Genomic DNA, 12,603 nt, shown 5'->3' on the forward strand with positions numbered 1-12,603 from the left:
TGGTCCATGGTGGCAGGCTTTTAGTTGCGTTGAATGTCTGTGAGCGACCTAGGGTGAGTGATAGGCCCGGGCGGCGCCCTGATCCTTTTGCTGTTGCCAGGCTTTTTCGCGCTCGTCCCAATGGCTGTTGCGATAGTCCTCGCGATCCTGATTTTCGCGCATGGCCTGGCACTGGCGAAAACCGTCGCTCCAGCCTTCGGCGTAGTTGTTGTCTTTCAAGTAGCGCGGGACGTTCTTGCGAAACTCGCCGGTGATGGCGCCGGCAGCTTGCCGGCCACTGCTGCACCCATCATCGAAACCATCGGCAAAGGCCGGTGGGTAGCCTTTGGCGATCAGATCTTCATGGGTTGTCTGGCAACCTGCGATCAACAGCAACACACCTGCAACACCCACACAACGCCACATCTCGGACTCCCGGACCGTTCAACGGCCTATTAGGGAAAGTCTAGAAGCGGGTTCGTCAGCGTGATGTGAAAGAAAGATCAAAAGATCGCAGCCTGCGATCTTTTGATTTTCAATAGTGATACCACTTCACCTCAAGCATCACTTCATTCTCGGGTGTGGCCCAATGGCTGAACTCACGCTGCGCACTCAAGCGCAGCCCAAGATTGCGGGACAACGCCCATTGCTGATTCAAGCTGATGGCGCGGCGCACCTCGCCATTGGTGAAGAAGTCTCCCTTGGTCTCCAGGCTCAAATTGCCCAGCGGGTTTTTCCACAGCACCCCCGTGTTGAAACCCGCCGCAGGAGAAATGAATTCGGCGAAGTCGTTGTTGTGCTCAACCCGCACGGTGCCCAAGGCAAAACCGAGCAGGTCGTCGGCCAGTTGCCAGGTGCCACCGCCGCCGCCGTTGACGTGGCTGACCAGATTTTCGTCATCATGTTTACCCGGTACCCGTTCCAGGCCACCAGTGACCTGCCATGACAGCGGTTGCAGCAGTTCGTTGCGTGGGGTCAGGGAGCGAATGGTCGCCAGGTCCAGTTGCTGCACCTGCCAGTCATTGCCTTCGTACTGGCGCAGTTTCAATTGCAGGATTTCGATCTGCGCGCCGAGGGGGAAACTTTCGGAATTGTCGTTGAGGTCGTGATAGGCCATGCGCAAGCCATATTCGCCGAACGCACGATCGCCACGGGTGCCGACACCGACCTGCCAGGTGCGGGATTCATGGCCATCCTCAGGCAGGCCGGGTTGCGGGATGTTCAGTTCCGGTGCCGGGTTCTGATTGATCGCCCGCAGCAGTTCGAAACTGCGCTGCGCCCGCTCCGGGTCGCGTTCCTGGCCATTGGCGCGGTAGCGTTCAAGACGATAGGCCGCATCGATGATCAGCGCTTGGCGGTCACGGGGTAGCGCCTTGAATGACGGTGTTTGCAGTTGTTTCTGATCGGCGCTGACTTTCAGCACCCATTGCTGCTCTTCCGGGTTCAACGGCTCGGCGCGACTCAGTAATTCCCGCTCGCGGGAAGGGCGATACTCGATCGACTCCACCAGCCCGGCGTCCTTCACGGCTTTGACCGTGTCGGTGGGAATGGCAGTCAGCGGGAATTGCTCGGTCAGGCGCAGGCTTGGGCGGGCCACTTGCAGCAGTTCCAGCAGACGATAAGAGCAGTTTTCGTCGAAAAAGAAGTAATCAAATTTGATCTGTTTCAGTTCCCAGACATGCTCGACCATGCGCGCGGTTTCCTGCTGGGTCAGGTTCAGGCGGTATTCCCACAAGTCACGGTTTTCGAGGCTGCGGTACTCCGAGAGTTTTTCCTGATAGGGCACCAGGGCGAACAGCCCCGGATAACCGCCCATCAAGCCTTTCCAGGCATAGAGGATGCTGTTGTCCGAGCCTTCGATGTAAGCGCCGAAATTGATCGCGTAACTGAGTAGCGAGGTCTTGTCGCTCTGCACATCTGCCTGATCGATTCGCAGCAGGGTGTGGCCGAACATCGACGACGGGCTGTTCAAATAGGCGGCTGGGAAGATCATCACCGCGCTGTGGGGCGAGACGTCCTTGAACCATTGCTTGAATTCGGTGCAGTCCAGCGTCGGCAGATCTGTCAGGTTGAGCTGCGCTTTGAGCCATCGGGTACGCGCCGGATAAACGCATTGCGCGTGCTGCTCGCCCGCGCCGGCGGGCGCGTACAGCGCTTGCACGGTGGCCGCCAGTTCGCGGTCCGGATGTTCGTTGCCATCGGCGGCGAGGAAGAACTTAGGATCGCTGACATAGCTGCGCCAGCCGCCGAGCTTGGCGGTTTCGTAATGGCCCAGGGAAATCCAGAAAGGGTCGTTGGCCAGTTGCTGCAAACGTTGAGGGTCGATGTGAGGCGCGGCGGACAGCGGGGCGCAGACACAGAGCGCCAGCCAGGCAAGGCGTTTGAGCATAGTGGCAACTTAATACTTGAGAAAAAGACCCAAAGAGGGACAGGTCCAAAAAACAAAACCCGCTTCCCGAAAGAAGCGGGGCGGGTCGAGCTTATGCCTGAGTGGCGTACTTGGCCAGACGAGGATCGTTCTTCAGAACGGCCAGGGTGTTGGTATGCACATCTTCGGCAGTCACGTCAGCCTTGCTGAAGATCTGCTGGAAGTGCTCGTGAGTGACGGCGGCGAAGTGCGCACGGTCTTCCGGCGCCACGCCCAGTACCACGGCGTATGTGGTCAGCGCTTCGCCCTGACCTTTGGCCATGTCTTCGGACAGCTCGTTCATCATGCCATTCATGGCAAACCAGGATTTGCCGCCATAGGTCAGCGACGCGTTGGTCGAGCAACCGTTGGTACCGGAGGTCATACCGAAAGTTGCGTTGCCGGAAGTGCCGTTGGTGGTGGATGCCAGGAAGTGAGCCGGGGTGCCACGCTGACCTTCGAACAGCATGTTGCCCCAACCGCAATCCGGGCCGCCTGGCGCCTGAGCCATGGCGTTGATGGATACAGCGGTGAAGAGAGTACCGAGAAGAATCCGTTTCATAGCTTTGTTCTCTTTATGTGCATACCAATGGACAAGGGATCTGGCCCGTTCCGGTGCCAGTGGGCCGGTTATTAGTCCAGCCGCGCAGCTTGGAGTTTAGGCACGATCACGCGGTTCCGTGATTTTTTGCAAAACATTCGCTGGAAACAGTGATTTGGCGCACGCCCGCAGCGGCGAGGCGACTTGTCTATGCTTTGGCCTGAGGCGCTCCTTGCCAGTCAGGTACAGGCAGCGCCAGAATGCCGCTATCTGCCCCGCCTGATCTAAGGAAGCCCGATGCCTGATCCTGTTGCTGCCAGCTTGCGTCTTGCGCCCGAAGCGCTGACCCGTCCGTTTTCCGCTGAACAGTTCAGCTTCTCTACCACCAATGATCTGGAGCCCTTTCGCGGTGTGCTTGGCCAGGAACGTGCTGTCGAAGCCTTGCAGTTCGGTGTGGCCATGCCACGCCCCGGTTACAACGTTTTTGTCATGGGCGAGCCCGGCACCGGCCGGTTTTCGTTCGTAAAACGCTACCTGAAGGCCGAAGGCAAACGCCTGCAGACCCCGGCGGACTGGGTCTACGTCAATAATTTCGATGAGCCGCGCGAGCCCCGCGCACTGGAGTTGCCGTCGGGTACCGCCGGTAATTTCATTGGTGATATCAACGGTTTGATCGACAACCTGCTGGCAACTTTCCCGGCGGTTTTCGAGCACCCGTCCTACCAGCAGAAAAAAAGCGCCATCGACCGCGCTTTCAATCAACGCTACGACAAGGCGCTGGACATCATCGAGCGTCTGGCCCTGGAAAAGGACGTCGCACTCTACCGCGACAGCAGCAACATCGCGTTCACCCCGATGCTTGAAGGCAAGGCCCTGGACGAAGCGGAATTCGCCCAGTTGCCGGAAGCCGAGCGCGAGCGTTTCCACGAGGACATCTCGGCCCTCGAAGAACGCTTGAACGAAGAGCTCGCCAGCCTGCCGCAATGGAAGCGAGAGTCGAGCAATCAACTGCGCCACCTCAACGAAGAAACCATCACCCTGGCCTTGCAGCCATTGCTGTCGCCGTTGTCGGAGAAGTACGCCGAGAACGCGGCGGTGTGCGGTTATCTGCAAGCGATGCAGGTGTATCTGCTCAAGACCGTGGTCGAACAACTGGTGGACGACAGCAAGACCGACGCCGTCGCCCGCAAACTGCTGGAAGAGCAATACGCGCCGAGCCTGGTGGTCGGTCATTCGGCCAGCGGCGGTGCGCCAGTCGTGTTCGAACCGCACCCGACCTACGAAAACCTGTTCGGCCGTATCGAATACAGCACCGATCAAGGCGCGCTGTACACGACGTATCGGCAATTGCGACCGGGTGCACTGCACCGCGCCAACGGCGGTTTCCTGATCCTCGAAGCGGAAAAAATGCTCAGCGAGCCGTTCGTGTGGGACGCGCTGAAACGCGCCCTGCAATCGCGCAAGCTGAAAATGGAATCGCCGCTCGGTGAAATGGGCCGGTTCGCCACCGTCACGCTGAACCCGCAGCACATTCCGCTGCAGGTCAAAGTCGTGATTATCGGCGCCCGTCAGCTCTACTACACGCTGCAAGACCTCGATCCGGACTTCCAGGAGATGTTCCGCGTCCTGGTGGATTTCGACGAAGACATCCCGATGGTCGACGAGAGCCTGGAGCAGTTCGCCCAGTTGCTCAAAACCCGTACCTCCGAAGAAGGCATGGCGCCGTTGACCGCGGATGCGGTGGCACGTCTGGCGACGTACAGTGCGCGTCTGGCCGAGCATCAGGGGCGTTTGTCGGCGCGGATTGGCGACCTGTTCCAACTGGTCAGCGAGGCGGATTTCATTCGTCACCTGGCGGGTGACGAAATGACCGACGCCGGGCACATCGAACGTGCGCTGAAGGCCAAGGCTACCCGCACCGGACGTGTGTCGGCGCGGATTCTCGATGACATGCTGGCCGGGATTATCCTGATCGACACCGATGGCGCGGCGGTCGGCAAGTGCAACGGTTTGACGGTGCTGGAAGTCGGCGATTCGGCCTTCGGTGTGCCGGCGCGGATCTCCGCCACGGTGTACCCGGGTGGCAGCGGCATCGTCGACATCGAGCGTGAGGTTAACCTCGGTCAGCCGATCCACTCCAAAGGCGTGATGATCCTCACCGGGTATCTGGGCAGCCGTTATGCCCAGGAATTCCCGTTGGCGATTTCCGCGAGTATCGCCCTGGAGCAATCCTACGGTTATGTGGATGGCGACAGTGCCTCTTTGGGCGAAGCGTGCACGCTGATCTCGGCCTTGTCGAAGACGCCGCTCAAGCAGTGCTTTGCGATTACCGGCTCGATCAACCAGTTCGGTGAAGTGCAGGCAGTGGGAGGGGTCAATGAGAAAATCGAGGGTTTCTTCCGTCTGTGCGAAGCCCGCGGCTTGACTGGCGAGCAGGGCGCGATCATTCCTCAGGCCAACGTCGCCACGCTGATGCTCGATGAAAAAGTGTTGGCAGCGGTGCGTGCGGGGCAATTCCATGTCTACGCGGTACGCCAGGCCGATGAGGCGCTGAGCCTGTTGGTTGGCGAGCCGGCGGGTGAGCCGGACGAGAATGGCGAATTCCCTGAAGGCAGCGTTAACGCACGAGTGGTGGAGCGCTTGCGGGTCATCGCGGAAATGATCAGTGAGGAAGATCTGAAAGAGGCTGAGAAGGAGATGGCGGTCGAGGCGCTGGTCGAGGCCAAGCCGGCTTGATCTGAACCGGCTCATCCTTGTCCCTTGGGAGCGAGCCTGCTAGCGAAATCGGTCTGACATTCAACATTGATGTTGTCTGACACACCGCCATCGCGAGCAGGTTCGCTCCCACATTGTTATCCGGTTTTGTCCGCGAAAACGCCATCACTCTGGCGTCAATATTCACACAATGACCATTCGGCGCCTTCTGGTATCGAATGGCCTGCATCCCGCGCTTTTCTTCTATTCTCTGCTCAAGGACAGGGACAGTAATCACTGGATCGAAACAGCCTTCCCGTGGAGGCTGAATACCGGATCTACCGAGGGTCGCCGCCATGTCGCGCAACCTCTGCCTCACTCGTCAATGCTTGGGTCTTGTGACCCGTATCGAATGCGCCATCAAGCCGTTGGCGGGTGATACGGGCATGTGGACCTTGCTCTTCGCCGCCGGAATGGCCGGTGAACAACCTTCAGCCATCAAAGCCCAAGGCCCGTTTCCTGGCCCGTTCGCGGCTGAATCCATCCTCGACACCATTGTTGAAAGCCTGACCCTGCACGGCTACGAACTCGCTGATGATCCGCAAATATGGTGCCTGCATCTGCAAGCCCAGTTGCGCGAGATCAATGGCGGCCGTTGCCGAAACGTCGGTGGCTTTGAGTTTCGGCCCGATCATTGATCCGTTCTATTGGGCCAGCTTGGATGCATCAGCCTTGTCGAGTTTGACCTCGTAGCCATATTGCACGGTGGTGAGGTCAGTGCGCTGATAGGTTTCCAGGCGCGTGGGTTGGCCGTAGAAGTAGTGCACGGCAAACAGCGCGGGGCCTTCTGTGCCTGCATCATGGGTGACCGCAAGAATTTCCTTGAGGTAGTTGCCGCTGTCATCCCTGGCATAAAACCGCCAGTCCTGTTCGGGGAACACTTTCAGGTCCACCACCAACGCGTTGCCTTTGAGCTCCAGGCCTTTGGGCAGTTGACGGGCATCGATGCTCTGCTTGTCGACCGTCGCCAGGAACAGCGGCACGGAGCCCACCACGTAAGCGGGCGTTTCCGGAAACAGGTTCAAGTCATAAGTGATGGTGCCGCGAAGGGGATCGACCTCGTACGCCTCCGGCGGCAGTTCGATCGGTTCATCGCGTTTGCCCCGGCTGTCTTCGGTGAAGAAGCTGACCGGGTTTTCGCCGGGATTGAAGGAGGTGCCGAGCAGTTCGTCATTGAAGCTTTTGAGGTGGCTGAATTCGACTCGCGCAGCGCTTGAGTCATCAACCGACTGAGTGATTTTGACGCCCTTTTTCAGTTGTTCCTCAGTCAATGCCGCGCCCTTGAGCCAGCTCGGCGCCTGGTCGTCGTACACCACCACTGGCAAGTTCAAGGGCTGGATAGTTTTCTGCGTGGTGTGGCGGTCGAAGCGACGCACCGGCAGATCCAGATCCTTGCGGGTCACCGTCACGGCTGAAAAGTCCAGCAGACTCACTTCGAGGGTTTCGATTGGGCCGTTGAAATACACTTTCGAATAACGCTGGGTTTGTTGCTTCTCGAAGGTGCGGTGCTCTTCATCGAGCTGCTTTTCGAACGCTTCGCTCCAGGATTTCTGTTGCTGCATTTTCGCCAGCTGCTTCTGGTAGAAAGCGATTTGCGCAGCGGTTTCATTGATCGAACCGGAGCGTGAAAGAAATTGCCCGCTGGCATCCCTGGCCTGGACGATCAGCGGGTTCAGCGGTGTTTCTCCAATCTCCGGGGCTTGTGGTGCACTGTTGCTGAATTCGATTTCCGCATAGTTATTGGCCAGTTTCAGCAGGGTGACGCTGACGTTGTCGTTGGTGCGCGTCTGGCCGACGTCCTGTTTCGTCAGGTCGAAGCTGTAGAGCCGGTGAGGCGCGATGACTTCGATCTTGCCTTGCAGGCTGACCGGTTGCGGCTGGTTCTTGATGTCGGCATCAAGGCCTTCGATGAACGGATACGCCACGGTCAGGTCATCGGGATTGGTCAGGTTGGAGCTCGACGGACTCAACTGAATGCCAGGATCGGTTTCCGACCACTCCGGCTGGAAGGCAATGACGCGTTTGTTGCTCAGCGTGACCGATTGCCATTCCAGGCCATGGGGAAACAGAAACGCCGCCGGAATGCTGAAATTGAAAGGAAACACGGGTTGCAGGTCGGTGAGGTAGTCGGAGCTGGAATCTTTATGCAACACGAACAGGCCGTTGATGTAGGTATCGACCAGTGCCTGAGGCGAGGAGTAGTGCTTAAGGACGGCGAGGGCGTCTTCACCGTACTCGGTCTCCACCGGTTTGCTGTCAAGCTTGAGTTGTGCCCGTTCGAGCAGCAACAGCGAGCCGCCAAGTTCCGCCACGGCGTCCTTGAGTTTCGGGTCCTGGATCGCATCCAGCGACTTTTCGAACTGCGCAGTCTTTTCCTCAAGGCTGACCTGGCGTTTTTCATCGCTCGGCGAGCAGGCGCTCATCAGCAACGCCAGGCAGATTCCTGCACTGGTTAAAGGCAAGCGCACATCCATTTCCTGTCTTCCTGTCCGATATCACTGTGCTGTCAATGGTTTGGACACTAGCAGAAAAACTTTGACATACACGTGCAGGTGGCGGATTTTCCGACGGTTTCTGGGTGTAACAGCCGGCTGTTATACTCGCGTCCATTTCAGACCACCTGTGAGATTCAATGGAACGCTTTATCGAAAATGCAATGTACGCCTCCCGTTGGTTGCTGGCGCCGATCTACTTCGGCCTGTCCCTCGGCTTGCTGGCCCTGGCGCTGAAATTTTTCCAGGAAGTCTTCCACGTCATCCCCAACGTTTTTTCGATGGCCGAGTCGGACCTGATCCTCGTGCTGCTGTCGTTGATCGACATGGCGCTGGTGGGCGGTTTGCTGGTGATGGTGATGATTTCCGGTTACGAGAACTTCGTTTCCCAACTCGACATCGACGACAGCAAGGAAAAGCTCAACTGGCTGGGCACCATGGACTCTTCGTCGCTGAAGATGAAAGTGGCGGCATCCATCGTGGCGATTTCCTCCATCCATTTGCTGCGGATTTTCATGGACGCCAAGAACGTCGATCCCGAGCATTTGCAGTGGTACGTGATCATTCACATGACCTTCGTGGTGTCGGCCTTTGCCATGGGTTATCTGGATAAAGTGACCAAGCACTGATCGGCATTCAGCGCTGTTCCCGCCGCCCGTCTGTTGCAAAACAGACGGGCGGCGTCGTTTGTGGCTTGTACTTTGAGGCGTCGAGGCATATCCCTGTAGAGGTAATGGCTCGCCACTGTGTGAGGTGCGTTCATGAACCTGCAAGAGTTGAATGCCTATGCCGTCGCCGGGAAGGTCGATGAGCTGAACCTGATCTCGATGGAGGGGGGGATTTATCTGCTGGAAGCGCGGATGCATGGCGCAGCGTATCCCCTGAGCGATAAACGCGGCGAAATGATGCACTTGCGCTCGGTTGAGCACGCCCGCGAAGTGCTTCACTCCTTTCCTAAGCTGAACTTCAACCTCGTCCACACCTTGGTACATGACGAGATGTGCGGGCTCGGTGACATTGAAGAGCGCCTGAAGGTGCCGATCGACCAGCGCTCCTCACGACAGGGCTGACGCCTCTGATCAACGTTGTGCCATCTGTGCTAGTCTGCTGGCCCTTTTGGTTTCGGGCGCTCCGGGACGCGCTGTGCATGCACGGCAGGTTCCCGGTCCGTCCGCACAGCGGAGCAGTGTCATGTCCGAAGTAAATCTGTCCACCGACGAAACCCGCGTCAGCTACGGCATTGGCCGTCAGCTGGGCGACCAACTGCGCGACAACCCGCCACCGGGCGTTAGCCTGGACGCGATCCTGGCAGGTCTGACCGACGCATTCGCCGGCTTGCCAAGCCGTGTCGGCCAGGAAGAAATGTCCGCCAGCTTCAAAGTAATCCGCGAAATCATGCAAGCCGAAGCTGCAGCCAAGGCTGAAGCGGCCGCTGGCGAAGGCCTGGCCTTCCTGGCTGAAAACGCCAAGCGTGACGGCATCACCACCCTGGCTTCCGGCCTGCAGTTCGAAGTTCTGACTGCCGGTGAAGGCGCCAAGCCATCCCGTGAAGACTCCGTGCGTACTCACTACCACGGCACCCTGATCGACGGCACCGTGTTCGACAGCTCCTACGAGCGTGGCGAGCCTGCAGAATTCCCGGTTGGCGGCGTGATCGCTGGCTGGACCGAAGCCCTGCAACTGATGAATGCCGGCAGCAAATGGCGTCTGTACGTGCCGAGCGAACTGGCTTACGGCGCTCAAGGCGTTGGCAGCATTCCGCCGCACAGCGTACTGGTGTTCGACGTCGAGCTGCTCGACGTTCTGTAATACTCGGCCTGTCTGCATGACGGGCTGATGTGGGGGCCAGCCTGCTGGCGATAGGGCGACCGGTTTTTTCGTCAAGACCGCGTTGATGCCATCGCCAGCAGGCTGACTTCCACAGTTTTTTGGGTGCCGCTCATATTTCGATCTTGTGGTTCAGTTCATGTGATGGGCGCAATGCCCGGGCATAGCAGAACAGAAACAGGTTGCGCACCACTTCCTTGAGCACCACCGGTTCACTGGAATTCAGGCCATTGAGGTCCAGATCGCCCTGATCTTGCAGCTCGTTCAACGCTTCTTCTTCCAGCACGGCACAGACTTCCCCGGTTTCCCGATGAAGGATCCTGAGGTAAGGGTGCGGGCGGTCCAGCCAGGCATCGATCAAATAAGTCATGAGTTCTCATCTCCATTGATTGAGTTCAATGAGAATAATTCTTATTCAATAAATAGCAAGGGCCTATTGGCGGTTTGGGCTCTTTTCTGGGTAAAGATTGCGTAAGGTCAATACGGCTGGCCTTTGGCTATTGCGCAGATTTTTTGGGTGAAGCGGGGAAGGGTGAAGTTCCATCCCACGCTCGGCGTGGAATGGAATACAGCAGAATCAGACTTTTCTGACGAACTCGGATTTGAGTTTCATCGGGCCGATACCGTCGATCTTGCAGTCGATATCGTGATCGCCATCGCACAGGCGTATGTTCTTCACCTTGGTACCGACCTTGACCACCAGCGACGTGCCCTTGACCTTGAGGTCCTTGATCACGGTGATGGTGTCACCGTCCTGCAGGACATTACCGACCGAATCCTTTTTCACCGTGTCATCGGACGCCGCCTCGGCTTCGCCGCTGGCGGACCACTCGTGAGCGCACTCGGGGCAGATCAGCTGGGCGCCGTCCTCGTAGGTGTATTCGGAATTGCATTTCGGGCAGGGTGGCAACGTGCTCACTAAGGCTCCTTGGATTCAGGATCGCTAAAAAGCGCACATTGTATAGGGTTTTCCAAATGCAGGGAGATGAAAGCAAAAGATCGCAGCCTTCGGCAGTGTCTGCAGGGTGGGTGCAGGTGCTGCCGAAGGCTGCGATCTTTTGATCTTGCTTTAACGATCAGTGGGTGCGCGCGACCGAAAATTCGCTCAGCTCAACCAGTGCATCGCGATACTCGCTCGGTGGCAGCGCGTCGAGGCATTTGATCGCACGGGCCACATAATCGCGGGCCAGTTGCGCGGTGTATTCCAGCGAGCCCGAGGCTTCCACGGCTTCGCGGATGCTTTCCAGGTCTTCGATGCCACCTTTCTGGATTGCCTTGCGTACCAGCGCTGCCTGTTCCGGCGTACCTTCGCGCATGGTGTAGATCAGCGGCAGGGTCGGCTTGCCTTCGGCCAGATCGTCACCGACGTTCTTGCCCAGGGTTTCCGCGTCGCCTTTGTAGTCCAGCAGGTCGTCGACCAGTTGGAATGCCACGCCCAGGTGATCGCCGAACATGCGCAGTGCTTCGCTCTGTTCAGGCGTTGCACCGGCCAGTGCCGCGGCGCTGTGGGTCGAGGCTTCGAAGAGCATCGCGGTCTTGCCGCGGATGACTTCCATGTAGGTTTCTTCAGTGGTGCTGGCGTCACGGACCTTCGACAGCTGCAACACTTCGCCTTCGGCGATGATGCGCGTCGCTTGCGAAAGGATCTTCATCACCGGCATGGAGCCCAGTTCGACCATCATTTCGAAGGAGCGCGAATACAGGAAGTCGCCCACCAGCACGCTCGGCGCATTGCCCCACATGGCGTTGGCGGTCGAGCGGCCACGGCGCATGCCGGACATGTCGACTACGTCGTCATGCAACAGGGTCGCGGTGTGCAGGAATTCAATGGTTGCGGCCAATAGCCGCAGGTCATCGCCTTCACGTCCCAGTGCTTTGCCGGACAGCAGCACCAATAAAGGACGCAGGCGTTTGCCGCCGGCCGAGGTAATGTAGTCGCCGATTTTAGATACCAGCGGCACTCGGGAAGTCAGCTGCTTCTTGATGATGCCGTCGACGGCGCTAAAATCGTCCGCGACCGCGCGGTAGAAAGCTTGGGGTTGCATCAGCGACAGTCGCTCCAGAAGGGTTGCGCGGCATGCTAGGACCCACGTCCGGGCCTGTCAAGGCGCGATGGACGGCCCCTTGCAAGGCGCTCGTGCCTTGCGTACAATCGCGCACCCTGAACTTCCTGGGCAGCACCTGCCTTACGCAATTGCAAGCGGGCCTTCCAGCCCCATGCAGCCATGCCAGCCAATACCTCTTCTTATAAAGAGCTGGGTGAGCAGGATTATCGGAGAAATACCATGTCTTATGCAGTAATCGTTACTGGCGGCAAGCAGTACAAAGTCGCCCCAGGTGAATACCTGAAGATCGAAAAACTGGAAATCGCTACCGGCGAATCCGTTACCTTTGATCGCGTTCTGTTGGTTGCCAATGGCGACGACGTGAATATCGGCGCTCCAGTTGTTGCTGGCGCTACCGTTGTGGCTGAAGTGATCTCCCAAGGTCGTCACGATAAAGTCCGCATCATCAAGTTCCGTCGCCGTAAGCACCACATGAAGCGTATGGGCCACCGCCAGTGGTACACCGAGATCAAAATCACCGGTATTCAGGCTTAATTT

At 58.2% G+C, this 12,603-nt stretch carries 13 protein-coding genes; 6 read left to right on the top strand and 7 right to left on the bottom strand.

The genetic code is table 11. The features are described 5' to 3' along the window. Nucleotides 1-48: 48 nt before the first annotated feature. The 3 genes from ACNYC6_RS17660 to ACNYC6_RS17670 form a co-directional block, all read right to left on the bottom strand. Complete coding sequence (locus ACNYC6_RS17660; RefSeq protein ID WP_419708489.1) at nucleotides 49-405, bottom strand: hypothetical protein; 357 nt, start codon at nucleotides 403-405, stop codon at nucleotides 49-51. 109 nt (nucleotides 406-514) lie between these two features. Continuing rightward, a complete protein-coding gene (locus ACNYC6_RS17665; protein ID WP_419708490.1) occupies nucleotides 515-2,368 on the bottom strand; it encodes a DUF4105 domain-containing protein in 1,854 nt (617 codons plus the stop codon). A gap of 91 nt (nucleotides 2,369-2,459) precedes the next feature. Then, the gene (locus ACNYC6_RS17670) at nucleotides 2,460-2,948 is read right to left on the bottom strand and encodes a DUF3015 domain-containing protein (protein ID WP_008058249.1); all 489 of its coding nucleotides are present in this window, start codon (nucleotides 2,946-2,948) and stop codon (nucleotides 2,460-2,462) included. A 276-nt stretch (nucleotides 2,949-3,224) separates the two neighbouring features. Between ACNYC6_RS17670 and ACNYC6_RS17675 the strand changes: the two genes are divergently transcribed. Further along, entirely contained in the window at nucleotides 3,225-5,663 is a 2,439-nt protein-coding gene (locus tag ACNYC6_RS17675; RefSeq protein ID WP_419708491.1) for a Lon protease family protein, read from the top strand. 314 nt (nucleotides 5,664-5,977) lie between these two features. Beyond that, a complete protein-coding gene (locus ACNYC6_RS17680; RefSeq protein ID WP_338583165.1) occupies nucleotides 5,978-6,319 on the top strand; it encodes a hypothetical protein in 342 nt (113 codons plus the stop codon). A 6-nt stretch (nucleotides 6,320-6,325) separates the two neighbouring features. Here the strand turns inward: ACNYC6_RS17680 and ACNYC6_RS17685 are convergent, their stop codons facing one another. Beyond that, nucleotides 6,326-8,155, bottom strand: a complete 1,830-nt coding sequence (locus tag ACNYC6_RS17685) for a hypothetical protein (protein ID WP_419708492.1) — start codon at nucleotides 8,153-8,155, stop codon at nucleotides 6,326-6,328. Between the two features lie 158 nt (nucleotides 8,156-8,313). On the opposite strand from ACNYC6_RS17685, the gene ACNYC6_RS17690 reads away from it, so the two are divergent. The 3 genes from ACNYC6_RS17690 (at nucleotide 8,314) to ACNYC6_RS17700 (ending at nucleotide 9,982) form a co-directional block, all read left to right on the top strand. Continuing rightward, nucleotides 8,314-8,802 carry a TIGR00645 family protein gene (locus tag ACNYC6_RS17690; RefSeq protein ID WP_007970904.1) on the top strand — a complete coding sequence of 163 codons (489 nt, stop codon included), beginning with the start codon at nucleotides 8,314-8,316 and terminating at the stop codon, nucleotides 8,800-8,802. A 132-nt stretch (nucleotides 8,803-8,934) separates the two neighbouring features. Further along, the gene (locus tag ACNYC6_RS17695) at nucleotides 8,935-9,243 is read left to right on the top strand and encodes a DUF6482 family protein (protein ID WP_419708493.1); all 309 of its coding nucleotides are present in this window, start codon (nucleotides 8,935-8,937) and stop codon (nucleotides 9,241-9,243) included. 121 nt (nucleotides 9,244-9,364) lie between these two features. Then, nucleotides 9,365-9,982, top strand: a complete 618-nt coding sequence (locus ACNYC6_RS17700; protein ID WP_419708494.1) for an FKBP-type peptidyl-prolyl cis-trans isomerase — start codon at nucleotides 9,365-9,367, stop codon at nucleotides 9,980-9,982. A 130-nt stretch (nucleotides 9,983-10,112) separates the two neighbouring features. On the opposite strand, the gene ACNYC6_RS17705 is transcribed toward ACNYC6_RS17700, so the two are convergent. The 3 genes from ACNYC6_RS17705 to ACNYC6_RS17715 all read right to left on the bottom strand — a co-directional run bounded on the left by ACNYC6_RS17705 (nucleotide 10,113) and on the right by ACNYC6_RS17715 (nucleotide 12,045). Further along, on the bottom strand, nucleotides 10,113-10,370 hold the full coding sequence (locus ACNYC6_RS17705; protein WP_419708495.1) for a hypothetical protein: 258 nt from the start codon (nucleotides 10,368-10,370) through the stop codon (nucleotides 10,113-10,115). Nucleotides 10,371-10,577: 207 nt separating this feature from the next. Then, nucleotides 10,578-10,919, bottom strand: a complete 342-nt coding sequence (locus ACNYC6_RS17710) for a zinc ribbon domain-containing protein YjdM (protein WP_010467527.1) — start codon at nucleotides 10,917-10,919, stop codon at nucleotides 10,578-10,580. Nucleotides 10,920-11,076: 157 nt separating this feature from the next. Beyond that, nucleotides 11,077-12,045, bottom strand: coding sequence for a polyprenyl synthetase family protein (locus tag ACNYC6_RS17715; RefSeq protein WP_150701501.1), 969 nt, complete (start codon nucleotides 12,043-12,045; stop codon nucleotides 11,077-11,079). A 240-nt stretch (nucleotides 12,046-12,285) separates the two neighbouring features. Here ACNYC6_RS17715 and rplU point away from each other — a divergent pair, with 240 nt between their 5' ends. Beyond that, entirely contained in the window at nucleotides 12,286-12,600 is a 315-nt protein-coding gene (gene rplU, locus ACNYC6_RS17720; protein WP_003176051.1) for a 50S ribosomal protein L21, read from the top strand. Nucleotides 12,601-12,603 lie beyond the last annotated feature (3 nt).

Origin of the sequence: Pseudomonas sp. NFX224 (assembly GCF_048565165.1) — a bacterium.
GTDB lineage: Bacteria > Pseudomonadota > Gammaproteobacteria > Pseudomonadales > Pseudomonadaceae > Aquipseudomonas.